Here is a 15,864-nt window from a genome sequence, read left to right on the forward strand (position 1 = left end):
CATGGAATCGCTGCTCCGACGGCTCGACCGGATCGCGGGCGGACGCCACGCCGGTTACACCGTCCCCGAGGAGGGTCGCGACCACCCGCGTACGCGCCGCGCGTTCATCGTCATCGCCTGGCTGCTGGTCGCCGAGCTGGTCATCGGCACGACAGCGGTCGTCATCGCCCTCGTCCTCACGCTCGACGGCGCCGCGGTGCCGTTCGCCGTCTGGATGCGCTCGGTCGTCGTGCTCGGCATGACCGTGACGCTCTTCTACTTCGCCTGGCGCGCGCAGAAGGGCTACTACTGGGCGTACTCGCGCCTGCGGCTGTTCTCCAAGATCTTCCCCGTCGTCACGCTCGTGATCGCGGCGATCCCCGGGCTCTACCCGTTCTGGATGGTGACCGAGCAGATCGTGTTCAGCCTCATCCTCATCGGCGTCGCCGACTACCTCGACTCCGACCACATGCGGGAGGCCTTCCCACGCCCGGCGCGCGCCGTCACGACCGCGCCGTGACCGCCTCGTCGCCGCGCCGCGGGAACCACGGCACGACCGGCGACGTGCGCCGCTGGTAGTCGGCGTACTCGGGGTACCGCGAGCGCGAGATGCTCTCGGTGAACACGGTCGAGCCGATGAACAGGCCGGTGAGCAGCAGGGGCCCGATCACCGTCCACTGCAGGATCGAGCCGGCGGCTGCGCAGCCGAACAGGAACACGACCCACCACTGCGCCTGCTCGAAGAAGAAGTTCGGGTGCCGCGAGAACCGGAACAGTCCTGACTGCAGGAAGCGCGGGCTCGGCGTGCGCCCGGCGGCGGCCTCGCGCTTCTTCCACTGGTGGAAGTCCCACTGCTGCTGGTCGGCGATCGTCTCGCCGGCGAGGAAGAGCAGGAAGAGCACGATGCAGACGATGTCGAGCGCGTTCAGCGGAGTCCGGTGCTGGTACGCGGTCCAGGCCGGCAACGTGATCAGCAGCAGGAGCACGTTCTGGTAGATCACGATGAAGAACAGGTTGAACAGGGCGAACGCCCCGCGGCTCATCCGATCGCGCAGCACCTCCCAGCGGTAATCCTCACCGCCCGGCGCATAGCCGCCCTTCCTCGCGAAGTTGAAGGTGAGGCGCGCGCCCCAGAGCGTGACGATGCCCGCCATCAGGTCGAGCCGGGCGTCCTGGAGGCCGGCCGCGCCCGCGAACACCCAGACGTAGACCACAGGCACGATCGACCAGATCCGGTCGACCCAGGAGTGCTCGCCGGTGACCAGCGACAGCACCCAGGTGGCGGCGCACACGCCGACGAGGATCCACAGGCAGACGATGAAGGGCTCCACGATCCACATCCTAGGGGGACGTCCTCGCGCGATGGGGGACAGGCGGTCACTAGAGTGGAATCGTGGATGGTGTCGGCGCGGTGAGCTCGCGCGTGTGGACGATCCCGAACGCTCTCAGCTTCTTCCGGCTCGCTCTGGTCCCGGTGTTCCTGTGGTTCGTGATCGTGGGGGAGGACGCGCTCGCTCTGAGCGTGCTCATCGTGTCGAGCGTCACCGACTTCCTCGACGGCTGGCTGGCCCGCAAGCTCAACCAGGTCTCGCGGCTCGGCCAACTCCTCGACCCGGCGGCCGACCGCCTGTACATCTTCGCCGCGCTCATCGGCCTCGCCTGGCGGGAGGTCATCCCCTGGTGGCTGGTGGCGGTGATCGTCGCGCGCGACGTCATGCTCGCGGTGCTCGGCGTCATCCTGGCGAACCACGGGTTCGGCCCGCTCCCGGTGCATCACCTCGGCAAAGCGGCCACGTTCTGCCTGTTCTGGGCGCTCCCGCTGCTGATGCTGGGTGAGGCGTTCGACGCCCTCGCTCCGTACTCCCTGCCGCTCGGCTGGGCCTTCGCGCTGTGGGGAGCCTTCCTCTACTGGTGGGCAGGAATCGTCTACATTCGCGAGACCGCCCGGGTCATCCATCTTCCGGCCGATGACAGCGGGCCACATTCCGATAGGCTTGACCGCGAGGAGGTTGACGGTGCCTGAACAGAACTACCCCGCCGGTAATCCGGCCGAGGGCGACAACGGTCGCGACGCCGCGAACCCCCTGCGCGACTCCGCGACGGGGAACGAAGACACGACTGCGCGCTTCGGCGAGGAGTTCGTCTCCAAGATGTTCCCGGTCGACGGCGAGATCAGTCCGGAGGAGCAGGAGGCCATCGCCGCCCTGCCGTCCGGCTCGGCGCTGCTGATCGTGCGTCGCGGGCCGAACACGGGCGCGCGCTTCCTGCTCGACGCCGATGTGACGAGCGCCGGACGCCACCCCAACGCCGACATCTTCCTCGACGATGTGACCGTGTCGCGTCGTCACGCCGAGTTCACGCGCCGTGGCACGGCCTTCGAGGTGCGCGACCTGGGGTCGCTCAACGGCACCTACTACGACGGCGTGCGTATCGAGAGCGCCCTGCTCAGCGATTCGTCCGAGGTCCAGATCGGCAAGTTCCGGCTCACGTTCTACGCGTCCCGCCAAGACCTCGCCACCGCGGCGAACGGCTAGGGCCGCTCTCCGTGGCCCGGCAAGCAGCGAGAGCCCAGGCCGCCTCGCCGGCACTGCTCTCGATCGGCCAGGTTCTCGCACGGCTCACCCCGGAGTTCCCCGACCTGTCGTCGTCCAAGCTCCGGTTCCTCGAGGAGCGCGGGCTCGTCACCCCGTCGCGCACGGCGTCGGGCTACCGCAAGTTCTCCCCGGCTGACGTCGAGCGGTTGCACACGGTGCTCGCGATGCAGCGCGACCACTACCTCCCGCTCAAGGTCATCAAGAAGTATCTCGCCGAGGTCGACGCCGGGGGCGACCCGCCGATTCCGGGAGGATCGACCTCCGGGGGTGCGGCGTCGATGCTGTCCGCCGGCCGCCGTTACCAGCGCGACGAGCTGCTGCGCGAGGCCGGAGCGAGCCCTGAACTCCTCCAGGAGGCCGTGAGCGCCTCCCTGATCGTGCCGGCCGACGTCTACGGCGACGAGGCCCTCACCGTGCTGCGCGCGCTGGCCGAGCTCTCCCGCACCGGGATCGGGCCGCGCCACCTGCGCGGATTCCGCGCGGCGGCCGAGCGCGAGATCGGATTGATCGAAACGGCACTGGTGCCGCTCGCGCGGCGCAACGACGTCACCTCCCGGCCGCAGACGGCCGAGCTGGCGCGGGAGATCGCCGGTCAGCTCGACGTCGTCCGAGGCAGCATCATCCGGGCCGCTCTCGAACGTCTTCGTCCCTGAGCCCCGACACGCCGACGACGATTGCCGGATGTCGTTGCCCGGGGACCGGGGGATGGGTACCGTTGATGAAGCGGCTCATCCTGAGACGCAGATCCGAAGCCCAGGGCGAGAGGCAAGCAGCATGAGCGAATTGAGTCGTGACAGCGACGCCGCCCGATACGATCTGGGCTTGCTCTTCACCGACGGCTTGCCCGAGATGGACGACGCCAACGGATACCGCGGTGCGGTCGCCGCTCGTGCTGCCGGTATCTCCTATCGTCAGCTGGACTACTGGGCGCGCACCGGTCTCGTCGAGCCCACTGTCCGCGGTGCGGCCGGCTCAGGCTCGCAGCGTCTGTACGGCTTCCGCGACATCCTCGTGCTCAAGCTGGTCAAGCGTCTGCTCGACACCGGCATCTCGCTCCAGCAGATCCGCACCGCGGTCAACCAGCTCCGTGAGGCGGGCGTCAACGACCTCGCCCAGACCACACTCATGAGCGACGGAGCCAGCGTCTACCTCTGCACCTCCAACGACGAGGTGATCGACCTCGTCAGCCGCGGCCAGGGTGTGTTCGGAATCGCTGTCGGCAAGGTGCTCCGCGAGGTGGAATCGTCCCTCGTCGAACTCGACACGCAGGGCGACGACCTGGACGAGCTGGCCGCACGCCGCGCCTCCAAGTCCAAGGCCTCCTGAAGCTCCTCGGCTAACCGGCCGTCGAGTACGCGAATCGTCTGCGCACTCGGCGGCTTTTCGCTGAGCCCGGGCGCGCTCGACGCGTGATCGTGGCGCGGGTCAGGAACCGGCGACGGCGTACTCACCGATCTTCGCGGTGCGGAGGACGCGCTCGAGGAGGAGGTCGAAGTTGTGCGCCATCTCCTGCGCACTTTCACCCGGCCAGACGTGGAGCGGCTTCGCCGCGCCCTGCGCCTGCTGCAGCGACGTGCGCTCGGGGAGCTGGGGCGAGAGCACCAGCGGACCGAACATGTCGCGCAGCTCCTTGATACGGAACTGGTGCTCGAGCGACTGCACCCGGGCCCGGTTGACGATGATGCCGAGCGGCTGGAGGCGCGGCGACAGGCCGCGGCGGATCTCCTCGATCGCACGCAGCGCACGGTCGGCGGCGGCCACCGAGAACAGGCCGGGCTCGGTCACGACGGCGACGCGGTCGCTCGCGGCCCACGCCGTGCGGGTGAGCGCGTTGAGCGACGGCGCGCAGTCGATGAGCACCAGCTCGTAGTCGTGCTCGACGTTGGCCAGCGCCTCCTCGAGCTTCCAGATGTCGCGGATGCTCGGGTGCGGGCCGTCGAAGTTGATGGCGGACGGGCTGCCGATCATGACGTCGACCTTGCCGGCGCGGCCCCTGGTCCAGCCGGAGGGCGCGATCGCGGCTCGGACGATCTTCTCCTTGGGGGAGGCGAGCACGTCGGCGACGTTGAGGTGACCGGCGACCTGGATGTCCATTCCGGTCGAGACGTCCGACTGCGGGTCGAGGTCGACGACGAGCGTCCGGAGCCCTTTCGCGAAGGCAGCCGAGGCCAGACCGAGCGTCACCGTGGTCTTTCCGACACCGCCCTTGAGGGAACTAACGCTGAGTACGTGCACGACAGCCACGTTACCTTCACTAGTCTTGGAGTACCTAACCGTTTGCTGTGTGGTGCCGACCCCTGCTCGAAAGGTCCCCATGTTCCGTAAGATCCTCGTTGCCAATCGCGGTGAAATCGCCATCAGGGCCTTCCGCGCCGCCTACGAACTGGGCGCCGCCACGGTCGCCGTCTTCCCGTACGAAGACCGCAACTCGATGCACCGGCTCAAGGCTGACGAGGCGTACCAGATCGGCGAGCCGGGCCACCCGGTGCGCGCCTATCTGGACGTTCAGGAGATCATCCGCGTCGCCAAGGAGTCCGGCGCCGACGCGATCTACCCGGGTTACGGCTTCCTCTCCGAGAACCCGGAGCTCGCCGATGCGGCGCGCGCCGCGGGCATCGCGTTCATCGGCCCCCGGGCCGAGGTGCTCGAGATGGCCGGCAACAAGGTCACGGCCAAGGAGCACGCGATCGCCGCGGGCGTCCCCGTGCTCAAGTCCACCCCGCCGTCGCGCGACATCGAAGAGCTGCTCGCCGGAGCTGACGAGATCGGCTTCCCGATCTTCGCCAAGGCGGTGGCCGGGGGCGGTGGCCGCGGCATGCGCCGGGTGGCCCGCAAGGAGGACCTCCGTGCCTCTCTCGAGGAGGCCATGCGCGAGGCCGACAGCGCGTTCGGCGACCCGACCATGTTCCTGGAGCAGGCCGTCCTGCGTCCTCGCCACATCGAGGTGCAGATCCTCGCCGACGGCGCGGGCGACACCATCCACCTGTTCGAGCGCGACTGCTCGGTGCAGCGCCGCCACCAGAAGGTGGTCGAGATCGCGCCGGCGCCGAACCTCTCCGACGAGATCCGCCAGTCGCTGTACCGCGACGCGATCGCTTTCGCCAAGTCCATCGGCTACGAGAACGCGGGCACCGTCGAGTTCCTGCTCGACACCGCGGGCGACCGCGCCGGCCAGCACGTGTTCATCGAGATGAACCCGCGCATCCAGGTCGAGCACACGGTCACCGAGGAGATCACCGACGTCGACCTGGTGCAGTCGCAGATCCGCATCGCCGCCGGCGAGAGCCTCGCCGACCTCGGCCTCAGTCAAGACAGCGTCCAGATGCGCGGCGCCGCCCTCCAGTGCCGTATCACCACGGAGGACCCGACGGCGAACTTCCGTCCGGACACCGGCAAGATCACGACCTACCGCTCGCCGGGCGGCGCCGGTATCCGGCTCGACGGCGGCACGATCAACCCGGGCGCCCAGATCAGTCCGCACTTCGATTCGATGCTGGCCAAGCTCATCACGCGCGGGCGCGACTTCCCGGCTGCCGTCGTGCGCGCGCGGCGCGCGTTGGCGGAGTTCCGCGTGCGCGGCGTCGCCACGAACATCCCCTTCCTGCAGGCGGTCATGGAGGACCCGGACTTCATCGCGGGCAATGTCTCGACCTCTTTCATCGAGGAGCGTCCGGAGCTCTTCAAGGGTCGCGCCTCCAAAGACCGCGGCACCAAGGTGCTCAACTGGCTGGCCGACGTCACCGTCAACCAGCCGAACGGTCCGCGGCCGGAGGTGGCCGACCCGGTCGACAAGCTGCCGCGACTCGACCTCGCGGTGCCGGCGCCGTCCGGCTCGCGCCAGCGTCTGCTGGAGCTCGGCCCGAAGGGCTTCGCCGAGGCGCTGCGCGCTCAGACCGCGCTCGCGGTCACCGAGACCACCTTCCGCGACGCGCACCAGTCGCTGCTGGCGACGCGTGTGCGCACCAAAGACCTGCTCGCGGTCGCGCCGTACGTCGCGCGCCTCACGCCCGAGCTGCTCTCGGTCGAGGCGTGGGGAGGCGCGACCTACGACGTCGCGCTCCGCTTCCTCGGCGAGGACCCGTGGGAGCGACTCGCTTCCCTGCGCGAGGCGCTGCCGAACATCAACATCCAGATGCTGCTGCGCGGCCGCAACACCGTGGGATACACGCCCTACCCGACGCAGGTGACCGACGCGTTCGTGCGCGAGGCCGCGGCGACCGGCGTGGACATCTTCCGCATCTTCGACGCGCTCAACGACGTCTCGCAGATGCGTCCGGCGATCGAGTCGGTGCTCGCCACCGGCACCGCCGTCGCCGAGGTCGCGGTCTGCTACACCGGCGACCTCCTCGACCCGGCCGAAGATCTGTACACGCTCGACTACTACCTGAGGCTCGCCGAGCAGATCGTGGAGTCGGGCGCGCACATTCTCGCGATCAAGGACATGGCGGGTCTGCTGCGCCCCACCGCGGCCGAGAAGCTGGTGGCTGCGTTCCGCGAGCGGTTCGACCTCCCGGTGCACGTGCACACCCACGACACCCCGGGCGGCCAGCTCGCGACGCTGCTCGCCGCCGCGCGCGCCGGCGCCGACGCTGTCGACGTGGCGAGCGCGCCGATGGCGGGCACCACGAGCCAGCCGAGCGCCTCGGCGCTCGTCGCCGCGCTCGCGCACACCGAGCGGGACACCGGTATCTCGCTGTCGGCCGTCGAAGACCTCGAGCCGTACTGGGAGGCCGTGCGCCAGGTCTACCGCCCGTTCGAGTCGGGCCTGCCCGGCCCCACGGGTCGCGTCTACAAGCACGAGATCCCGGGCGGCCAGCTGTCCAACCTGCGTCAGCAGGCCAAGGCGCTGGGCCTCGCCGAGGACTTCGAGCTGGTGGAGGACATGTACGCCGCCGCCAACCGCATCCTGGGGCGCATCCCCAAGGTCACGCCCTCGTCGAAGGTCGTCGGCGACCTCGCGCTGCACCTGGCCGCCGTCCACGCCGACCCGGACGACTTCGCCGAGAACCCGCAGAACTACGACATCCCCGACTCGGTGGTCGGGTTCATGGCGGGCGAGCTGGGCGAGCTGCCCGGCGGCTGGCCCGAGCCGTTCCGCACGAAGGTGCTCGCGGGCAAGACCGTGAAGGTCGGCGTCGAGGACATCTCGCAGACCGACGCGGAGGCCCTGGAGGGTTCCAGCTCCTCGCGCCGTTCCGCGCTCAATCGGCTGCTGTTCCCCGCCCCCACACGCATCTACGAGCAGATGCGCGAGCTGTTCGGCGACCTCTCCGTCGTCGACTCGGTCGACTACCTGTACGGCCTGGGCGCCGGCGAGGAGCACGTGATCGAGTTCAGCAAGGGCGTGCGGCTCTACATCGGCCTGGAGGCGATCGGCGAGGCCGACGACAAGGGCATGCGCACCGTCATGACCACGCTCAACGGCCAGCTGCGTCCGGTGTTCGTGCGCGACCGCAGCATCGTCGTGGAGGCCAAGAGCGCCGAGAAGGCCGACACGGCCAAGCCGGGTCAGGTCGCCGCTCCGTTCTCCGGAGTGGTCACCCTCCAGGTCGCTCCGGGCGATGCCGTCGCCGCTGGGCAGTCGGTCGCGTCGATCGAAGCCATGAAGATGGAGGCGGCCATCACCGCGCCCATCGCCGGCATGATCGAACGTCTCGCCATCCCGAAGACCCAGCAGGTGGACGCGGGCGACCTCCTGGTCGTCATCACGCCCGCCTGACCAGGCCCGATAAACTGTCGCAGTCGTCTCACGTCGAGCGGCAGAAGGAGTGACCACCGTGGCTGACAAGCCGGAGGAGCCGGAACGCGGCGACCTCGAGCCGACCGACGACAAGCCGAGCTTCCGTCCGTCGCCGCTCGAAGTCGACACGACCCTGAGCATCGCCGTCGACCTGCCGCCGACGCCGCCGAAAGAGATCCCGGAGGACGAGGCCGCTGTCGCGATCGACGACGTGCCCGTGAACCCGGGCTTCGTGGAGTCGCCGACCGACCCGACGACCACCTCCGTCGCGATCGTGGCCTCCCGGCTGGTGACGGCTCCGACGCCGACGCAGTCGGAGGCTGGCCGCGGCGAGACGGCCGCGCTGCCCGGCGCCGACACGCACGCCGAGGCGTTCGGTCAGTCGCGGCGCGACCGGCTCCGCGGCGAGCACTCGCCGCAGCCCGAGCCCGCGGCAATGCTGACGGCCGACCGGCTGCTGGAGGTCAACCGCAAGACGCGTCCGGGTCCCGAAGGGCCGTGGCAGCGGTTCGTGTACAACGTCACGTTCCGCACGGTGAATCTGGGCGACTCGGCGAAGGTCCGCGCACGCAAGGAGCTCGACCACCGCATCCAGAAGCAGTTCGAGGGCGGCACCCGGTTCGTGCCCGTGCTCACGCGCAAGGGCGGCGTCGGCAAGACGACCGTCACGACGCTGCTCGGAATGGCGCTGGCCGACGCCCGCGAAGACCGCATCATCGCGATCGACGCGAACCCCGACCGCGGAACGCTCTCGGAGCGCGTGCCGAAGCAGACCAGGGCGACCGTGCGCGACGTGGTGCACAAGGGCGCCAGTATCGGCGGCTTCACCGACTTCTCGGCACTGGTCTCGCGCGACGAGACCCGGCTCGACATCCTCGCGTCCGACACCGATCCGATGCTGTCGGAGGCCTTCGACGAGAACGACTACAACGTCGTCGCCGACCTGTCGGCCCGGTTCTACTCGATCGTCCTGACCGACTGCGGCACCGGCATCGTGCACTCGGTGATGCGGGCGACGCTGCAGCGCGCCGACTCGCTCGTGATCGTCTCCGGCGGCAGCGTCGACGAGGCCCGCCTGGCCTCCGAGACACTCACCTGGCTCGAGGCCAACGGCTACACGGATCTCGTCCGGAACGCGGTCGTCGCGCTCAACACCGCGACCCACGCCACGAACCTGGTGAAGCTCGAAGAGATCGAGTCGCACTTCCGCTCGCGCGTGCGCGAGATCGTCCGCATCCCGTACGACCCGCAGCTGGCCGCCGGCTCGGTCGTGTCCTGGAAGGACCTCAAGCCGTTGACCAAGCTTTCGGCCCGCGCGCTCGCCGCGCTCGTCGTCGAGGGCCTGCCGGCCGAGCGCGCCTGACCCCGCCCGTTTCCATCGCGCCGTGCGCGCGCCCGAGGAGATCCCCGTGACCGAACGCCAGATCCGCCTGTTCGGCGATCCCGTCCTGAAGACCCCGTCCGAGCCCGTCCTCGAGCTCGACGAGGGCGTCCGCGGCCTCGTGGAGGACCTCATCGACAGCGTCGTGCCTCCGGGCCGTGCTGGCGTCGCCGCCCCTCAGATCGGTGTCGGCCTGCGCGCGTTCAGCTACAACGTCGACGGCGAGATCGGCTACATCATCAATCCCGAGCTGGTGGAGGTCTCCGGCGAGCCCGAGCTGATCGACGAGGGCTGCCTCTCGGTTCCCGGGCTCTGGTTCAAGACCTCCCGCTATCCGTTCGCCCGGGTGCGCGGCGTCGACCTCGACGGCAACGAGATCGAGCTGTCCGGCACCGGCGTGATGGCGCAGGCGCTGCAGCACGAGACCGACCATCTCGACGGCAAGCTGTACCTCGACCGGCTCGACAAGGAGACCCGGCGCGAGGCGATGCGCCAGGTGCGCGAGAGCGACTGGTTCTAGCCTCCGTCTAGACTCGATGGCATGGACATCGCAGTCACCGGAGGATCGGGCAAGCTCGGACGCACCGTCGTTCGCGAACTACGCGCGGCGGGCCACACCGTCGTCAATCTGGACGCGACAGGGGAGCGCGGGCACGGTTTCGTGCGCGTCGACCTCACCGACTACGGTCAGACGCTGGATGCGATCCTCGGCGTCAACGACCTCCACGACGGGTTCGACGCGATCGTCCACCTGGCCGCGATTCCGGCGCCGGGCATCCTGAGCGACGTCGCGACCTTCCACAACAACATCCGCGTCACGTACAACGTGTTCCAGGCCGCACGCCGCGCCGGCATCCACAATGTCGTGTACGCGTCGAGCGAGACGGTGCTCGGCCTCCCGTTCGATGTGCCGCCGCCATACATCCCCGTCGACGAGGACTACCCGGCCCGCCCGGAGTCCACCTACTCGCTGGTCAAGCACCTCGAGGAGCAGATGGCGATCGAGCTGGTGCGCTGGGATCCTGAGCTCAAGATCGTCGCCCTCCGGTTCTCGAACGTGATGGAGCCGGCCGACTACGCGGCCTTCCCGTCGTACGACGCCGACGCCCGGGCTCGGAAGTGGAACCTGTGGGGCTACATCGACGCCCGCGACGGCGCCCAGGCGATCCTGCGCGCGCTCGAGTGGGAGACGACCGGCTTCGACCGCTTCATCATCGCCGCGGCCGACACCGTGATGTCGCGTCCGAACGCCGAGCTCATCGCCGAGGTCTTCCCCGGCGTCCCGCTGAAGCGCGACGACCTCGACAACAACGAAACCCTCCTCTCCATCGACAAGGCCCGCCGCGTCCTCGGCTACGCTCCCAGCCACTCCTGGCGCGACGAACTCTAGACGCGCCAGATTCTTCACGAATCCGTTCTTTCGTGCCACGAATCGCGAGATTCGTCACGAATCTCCCTTCGTGCACAACGCGTCCACCGGGTGCGGCGGGGTCGCAGTTCTCCACAGATTGGCGGATGAGGGCCCGATCGGGAGACGCTATCGCGACGATGTGAGGATGCGAATCCAATCAGGACACCGCCCGTTCCACTCGGTGCATGTGACGAGTCCACCACGCGGAGTCCGAGAGCTGTGCCGGGCCTACCTGCCGCTGCTGTCGGAGGCGGCGTACTTCAGCCATCAGACCGCGGCGATGCTCCTCGGTATCCCGCTCCCGTCGCAGCTGTCCGAGGGGCCTCTGCACATCGCCGTCGCGTTCCCTCGCACGCCGCCGCGCGGGCGGGGCGTCCATGGGCACAGCCTGGGAAGCGTGCATGGTGAGATCGTCGACGGGATGCCGGTCTGCGCACCCGCTCAGGTGTGGTGCCAGCTCTCCGGGGTACTCGATCGGGAAGATCTGGTCGCAGCGGGAGATCATCTCGTCGGTGCCCGCCGGCGCGAGCCTCTGGCCGAGATCGACGAGCTCATGGATGCGGCTGCGGATCTGAACCGTACGAAGGGATCCCGCTCGCGGGTCTGGGCGCTCCCACGCATCCGTTTCGGTGCCGATTCCCGGCCGGAGTCCCTGCTGCGGCTGCTGTTGGAGGAGTACGGATACACCGGCCTCGAGGTCAACCGTCCTGTCCTGCTGCGTGGGGGTCGGCTGGTGCTGCACCCGGATCTCAGGCTCCCGCATCGCCGCCTCGCCTTCCAGTACGAGGGCGACGGGCACCGAGTGGATCCACGTCAGTGGCAGGCGGACATCGAGCGTCGCGATCTCCTGGAGGCTGAGGGCCGGCGGGTCGTGAGGGTCACGTCCCGCGACCTCTTCGGAAACCCCGACGCGTTCCGCGATCGCCTCGCAGGGTTCGTCACGAATGTCGACATTCGTGCCACGAAAGACGACATTCGTGACGAATCCTGAGGCTAGTGGGCGAGGGAGATGCCCTGGGTGCTGGGGTTGTTGCTGTAGAGGCCGTCGATGACGTCCGCGAAGTCGCTGAGGATGACGTTGCGCTTGATGCTGAGCTTCGGCGTCAGGTGGCCGCTGGCCTCCGTCAGCTCGGTGGCCAGGATGACGAACTTGCGGACGCTCTCGGCGCGTGACACACCCTGGTTGGCGGCATCGATGGCGCGCTGGATCTCGGCGTTCACCGCCGGGTTCACGGAGGCCTCGGCGAGGGTCATGTCCTTGTCCTCGCCGTTGTTCGCGAGCCAGGTCGGCAGCATCTCGGTGTCCAGCGTGACGAGCGCGGCGATGAACGGCTTCTGGTCGCCGACGACGATCACCTGGCCGACCAGCGGGTTGGCGCGGATCGGGTCCTCGAGCGCGGCGGGGGAGACGTTCTTGCCGCCCGCGGTGACGATGATCTCCTTCTTGCGACCGGTGATCGTCAGGTAGCCGTCGTCGTCGATCGTGCCCAGGTCGCCGGTGCGGAACCAGCCGTCGTCGAACGCTGCGGCCGTCGCCTCCGGGTTCTTCCAGTACTCCTTGAAGACGTTGACGCCCTTGACCTCGATCTCGCCGTCGTCGACGAGGCGCACCGCCACTCCGGGGAGCACAGGCCCGACCGTCCCGATCTTGAACATGTCGGGGCGGTTCACCGTCGCGGGCGCGGTGGTCTCGGTGAGGCCGTAGCCCTCCAGGATCTTGATGCCGAGGCTGTGGAAGAAGTGTCCGAGGTGCGACCCGAGCGGCGCGGAGCCGGAGACCGCGTACTTGACGCGGCCGCCCATGGCGGCGCGGAGCTTCGAGAACACCAGCCGGTCGTAGAGCGCGAACTTGAGCTTGAGCCCGAACGGCACCGACCCGGCTTCGACGGCCTTCGAGTGCTCGACGGCGACCTCCGCGGCTGCGCGGAAGATCTTGCCGCGACCGCCGGCCTCGGCCTTCTGCTCGGCCGAGTTGTAGACCTTCTCGAACACCCGCGGCACCGCGAGCAGGAAGGTCGGCTTGAAGCTGGCGAGCGCGGGGAGCAGCTGCTTGGTGTCGGACTGGTGACCCACCTTCACGCCGGCGGTGACGCACAGCACGGCGATGAACCGCGCGAAGACGTGCGCGGTGGTGATGAAGAGGAGCGTGGAGGCGCCTCCCGGCTGCGAAACGACCTCCTTCAGCGCCTCGGCCGAGTTGCGCGACAGCTCGACGAAGTTGGAGTGCGTGAGCACGCAGCCCTTGGGGCGGCCGGTGGAGCCCGACGTGTAGATCAGTGTGCCGATGTCCTCGCCGCGGGCGAGGTTCCTGCGGCGCTCGATCTCGTCGTCCGGCACGTCCGCTCCGGCGTTGGCGAGCTTCTCGAGGTCGCCGAGGTGAAGCTGCCAGACGTTCTGGATGAGCGGGAGGTCGGCGTGCACCTCGTCGAACCGCGAGAACATCTCCGCGTCCTCAAGGATCACCGCGACCGCGCCGGAGTCGGACATGTTCCACTGCACCTGCGCGGGGGAGGAGGTCTCGTAGATGGGCACGAGGACCGCGCCGGCGTACCAGGCCGCGAAGTCGATGAGCGTCCACTCGTATCGGGTCTTGCACATCAGGCCGATCTTGTCGCCCGGCTGGATGCCCGCGGCGACGATGCCCTTCGAGAGGGCGATGACCTGGCGGTGGAACTCCGCAGCCGTCACGTCCTTCCAGCCGTCGCCGTCCGGCCGGCTGAACAGCGCGGCGTCCGGGGTGGCAGCGACACGCTGGACGAGCAGGTCCGTCGCGTTGGCCTCCGGGTCGGCGGGGACGAGTGCGGGGATTTCGAACTGGTTCACGGTAGCTCCCTCGATACCGGGCGGGCGGGTAATCGGGCCGAATGGCTTCGGCTCGCAGTGGTTGATTACACTCTAGATGGTGCGGCAGAGAGTCTCCTCCGACCGGCTCGTCCCGCGCCTCCCACCCAGCGCCCGACGGCGCCAACCCGGAAGGGGCTCGCCTGTGCACGCCATCGGAATCGACATCGGCGGGACCAAGATCGCCGGCGCCGTCGTCGACGAGCTCGGCGCCATCGTCCGCGAAGACCGCGTGCCCACCGATGCCAGCCGTCCGGAAGAGATCGAGAACGCGGTCGTCGCGATGATCGAGCGCCTCTCCGACGGGCCGGAGGAGATCGCGGGTGCCGGTGTCGCAGCGGCCGGCTTCATCGACGCCGCGCAGTCGACCGTGTACTACGCCCCCAACATCAACTGGAGGCACGAGCCGTTCCGAGAGAAGCTCGAGGAGCGGATCGACCTCCCCGTCATCATCGAGAACGACGCCAACGCGGCAGGCTGGGCCGAGTTCCGCTACGGGGCGGGGCGTCTGGTGAGCGACATGGTCATCCTGACCATCGGCACCGGCGTCGGCGGCGCGATCGTGAGCAATGACCGGCTGTTCCGCGGCGGCTTCGGCGCCGGCGCCGAGATCGGTCACATGCGCGTCGTCCCCGGCGGCCTGCCCTGCGGCTGCGGTGCCCACGGGTGCATCGAGCAGTACGGCTCCGGGCGTGCGCTGCAGCGGATGGCGAACGAACTCGCCGACGCGGGCGGAATCGGTCAGGTGCTCGCCGACGTCCGCAGCCGAAACGGCTCGCTGACTGGCTCCGACATCTCCGCGCTGATCATGGCCGGCGACCCGGGCGCCCTCGCCGCCCTCCGCCAGCTGGGCGACTGGCTCGGCCAGGCCTGTGCGAGCCTCGGCGCGGTGCTCGACCCGCAGCTCTTCGTCTTCGGAGGCGGCGTCGCCCAGGCCGGTGAGCTGCTGCTCGAGCCGATCCGGCTGGCGTACCTCGAGAACCTGCCCGCACGCGGGTTCCACCCGGAGCCGGAGTTCAAGATCGCCGAGCTGGTGAACGACGCCGGTGTGGTCGGCGCCGCCGACCTCGCGCGCGTCCACGCCGCGCTCTGACGAACCTCCCGCGCCGCCGCGCAGGGCACTAGGCTTTCGTTCGATGTTCTACTGGCTGATGAAGAACCTGATCGCGGGTCCGATCCTGCGCGGCATCTTCCGTCCCTGGGTCGTCGGGATCGAGAATGTGCCCGCCGACGGCGCCGTCATCCTCGCCAGCAACCACCTCTCGTTCATCGACTCGATCTTCCTGCCGCTGGTCGTCGACCGGCACGTTTCGTTCCTCGCCAAGAGCGACTACTTCACCCGGCGCGGCCTGAAGGGCTGGGCCACCAAGGCGTTCATGAACGCCACCGGTCAGCTCCCGATCGACCGCTCGGGAGGCAAGGCCTCCGAGGCGTCGCTCAACACCGGGCTCGCCGTGCTGGCGCGGGGCGAGATCCTCGGGATCTACCCGGAGGGCACCCGCAGCCCCGATGGCAAGCTGTACCGGGGGCGCACCGGCGTCGCCCGCATGATCCTGGAGGCCGGCGTCCCTGTCGTCCCGGTCGCGATGGTCGACACGGCCGAGATCATGCCCATCGGCAAACGCCTGCCGCACATCGGCCGCATCGGCATCATCATCGGCGAGCCGCTCGACTTCTCGCGGTTCGAGGGCATGGAGGGCGACCGCTTCATCCTGCGCTCGGTCACCGACGAGATCATGTACGCGCTGCACGCTCTCGGCGCCCAGGAGTACGTGGACGTCTACGCGAGCACTGTGAAAGAGAAGCGCGCGGCGCTCACCTGATCGCGCGCTGCGTGCGCCCGTCACAATCCGCTCGCTCGGCGCACGACCCCTGTCCGGCGCGATAGGCTCGGTTATCCCCCTTCCATCCGACCGAG

15 protein-coding genes are annotated in these 15,864 nt (G+C 69.0%); 12 read left to right on the top strand and 3 right to left on the bottom strand.

All coding sequences use genetic code 11. The features are described from left to right. Position 1: 1 nt before the first annotated feature. Positions 2 to 499 carry a hypothetical protein gene (locus tag ASF88_RS06125; RefSeq protein ID WP_055915546.1) on the top strand — a complete coding sequence of 166 codons (498 nt, stop codon included), beginning with the start codon at positions 2 to 4 and terminating at the stop codon, positions 497 to 499. Here the strand turns inward: ASF88_RS06125 and ASF88_RS06130 are convergent. Beyond that, entirely contained in the window at positions 483 to 1,310 is an 828-nt protein-coding gene (locus ASF88_RS06130; protein ID WP_055916766.1) for a DUF1295 domain-containing protein, read from the bottom strand. The two genes, ASF88_RS06125 and ASF88_RS06130, sit on opposite strands and share 17 nt — an antisense overlap. 62 nt (positions 1,311 to 1,372) lie before the next feature. Between ASF88_RS06130 and ASF88_RS06135 the strand changes: the two genes are divergently transcribed. The 4 genes from ASF88_RS06135 to ASF88_RS06150 all read left to right on the top strand — a co-directional run bounded on the left by ASF88_RS06135 (position 1,373) and on the right by ASF88_RS06150 (position 3,899). Further along, a complete protein-coding gene (locus ASF88_RS06135) occupies positions 1,373 to 2,002 on the top strand; it encodes a CDP-alcohol phosphatidyltransferase family protein (protein ID WP_055915548.1) in 630 nt (209 codons plus the stop codon). Positions 2,003 to 2,063: 61 nt separating this feature from the next. Then, positions 2,064 to 2,513, top strand: coding sequence for an FHA domain-containing protein (locus ASF88_RS06140; RefSeq protein WP_055916769.1), 450 nt, complete (start codon positions 2,064 to 2,066; stop codon positions 2,511 to 2,513). Between the two features lie 11 nt (positions 2,514 to 2,524). After that, positions 2,525 to 3,226 carry a transcriptional regulator FtsR gene (ftsR, locus tag ASF88_RS06145; protein WP_055915550.1) on the top strand — a complete coding sequence of 234 codons (702 nt, stop codon included), beginning with the start codon at positions 2,525 to 2,527 and terminating at the stop codon, positions 3,224 to 3,226. Positions 3,227 to 3,347: 121 nt separating this feature from the next. Beyond that, complete coding sequence (locus tag ASF88_RS06150) at positions 3,348 to 3,899, top strand: MerR family transcriptional regulator (protein WP_055915552.1); 552 nt, start codon at positions 3,348 to 3,350, stop codon at positions 3,897 to 3,899. Positions 3,900 to 3,998: 99 nt separating this feature from the next. Here the strand turns inward: ASF88_RS06150 and ASF88_RS06155 are convergent, their stop codons facing one another. Then, entirely contained in the window at positions 3,999 to 4,817 is an 819-nt protein-coding gene (locus ASF88_RS06155) for a ParA family protein (protein ID WP_200935234.1), read from the bottom strand. Between the two features lie 70 nt (positions 4,818 to 4,887). Here ASF88_RS06155 and ASF88_RS06160 point away from each other — a divergent pair, with 70 nt between their 5' ends. The 5 genes from ASF88_RS06160 to ASF88_RS06180 all read left to right on the top strand — a co-directional run bounded on the left by ASF88_RS06160 (position 4,888) and on the right by ASF88_RS06180 (position 12,096). Next, positions 4,888 to 8,292 (top strand): pyruvate carboxylase, encoded by a 3,405-nt coding sequence (locus ASF88_RS06160; protein WP_055915554.1) that lies wholly within the window; start codon positions 4,888 to 4,890, stop codon positions 8,290 to 8,292. 58 nt (positions 8,293 to 8,350) lie between these two features. Continuing rightward, entirely contained in the window at positions 8,351 to 9,676 is a 1,326-nt protein-coding gene (locus ASF88_RS06165) for a MinD/ParA family ATP-binding protein (RefSeq protein WP_200935235.1), read from the top strand. A gap of 46 nt (positions 9,677 to 9,722) precedes the next feature. After that, positions 9,723 to 10,214 (top strand): peptide deformylase, encoded by a 492-nt coding sequence (gene def, locus ASF88_RS06170; protein ID WP_055916776.1) that lies wholly within the window; start codon positions 9,723 to 9,725, stop codon positions 10,212 to 10,214. Between the two features lie 21 nt (positions 10,215 to 10,235). Further along, the gene (locus tag ASF88_RS06175) at positions 10,236 to 11,084 is read left to right on the top strand and encodes an NAD-dependent epimerase/dehydratase family protein (RefSeq protein ID WP_055915558.1); all 849 of its coding nucleotides are present in this window, start codon (positions 10,236 to 10,238) and stop codon (positions 11,082 to 11,084) included. Positions 11,085 to 11,292: 208 nt separating this feature from the next. Beyond that, on the top strand, positions 11,293 to 12,096 hold the full coding sequence (locus ASF88_RS06180) for a hypothetical protein (protein WP_157498248.1): 804 nt from the start codon (positions 11,293 to 11,295) through the stop codon (positions 12,094 to 12,096). Positions 12,097 to 12,098: 2 nt separating this feature from the next. Here the strand turns inward: ASF88_RS06180 and ASF88_RS06185 are convergent, their stop codons facing one another. Continuing rightward, positions 12,099 to 13,928: an AMP-dependent synthetase/ligase gene (locus tag ASF88_RS06185; protein ID WP_055915563.1), complete on the bottom strand. Its 1,830-nt coding sequence runs from the start codon at positions 13,926 to 13,928 to the stop codon at positions 12,099 to 12,101. A gap of 163 nt (positions 13,929 to 14,091) precedes the next feature. On the opposite strand from ASF88_RS06185, the gene ASF88_RS06190 reads away from it, so the two are divergent. Together ASF88_RS06190 and ASF88_RS06195 are read left to right on the top strand one after the other, a co-directional pair. After that, positions 14,092 to 15,039: an ROK family glucokinase gene (locus tag ASF88_RS06190; protein WP_055915564.1), complete on the top strand. Its 948-nt coding sequence runs from the start codon at positions 14,092 to 14,094 to the stop codon at positions 15,037 to 15,039. Between the two features lie 43 nt (positions 15,040 to 15,082). Further along, entirely contained in the window at positions 15,083 to 15,769 is a 687-nt protein-coding gene (locus ASF88_RS06195; RefSeq protein ID WP_055915566.1) for a lysophospholipid acyltransferase family protein, read from the top strand. Positions 15,770 to 15,864: the final 95 nt, after the last annotated feature.

Origin of the sequence: Leifsonia sp. Leaf336 (assembly GCF_001423695.1) — a bacterium.
Classification (GTDB): domain Bacteria; phylum Actinomycetota; class Actinomycetes; order Actinomycetales; family Microbacteriaceae; genus Leifsonia.

Bases quoted from the DNA above. Each gene is read 5' to 3' on its own strand.
- ASF88_RS06125 (WP_055915546.1), top strand. From the start codon at position 2: ATGGAATCGCTGCTCCGACGGCTCGACCGGATCGCGGGCGGACGCCAC.
- ASF88_RS06150 (WP_055915552.1), top strand. From the start codon at position 3,348: ATGAGCGAATTGAGTCGTGACAGCGACGCCGCCCGATACGATCTGGGC.
- ASF88_RS06195 (WP_055915566.1), top strand. From the start codon at position 15,083: ATGTTCTACTGGCTGATGAAGAACCTGATCGCGGGTCCGATCCTGCGC.
- ASF88_RS06175 (WP_055915558.1), top strand. From the start codon at position 10,236: ATGGACATCGCAGTCACCGGAGGATCGGGCAAGCTCGGACGCACCGTC.
- ASF88_RS06160 (WP_055915554.1), top strand. From the start codon at position 4,888: ATGTTCCGTAAGATCCTCGTTGCCAATCGCGGTGAAATCGCCATCAGG.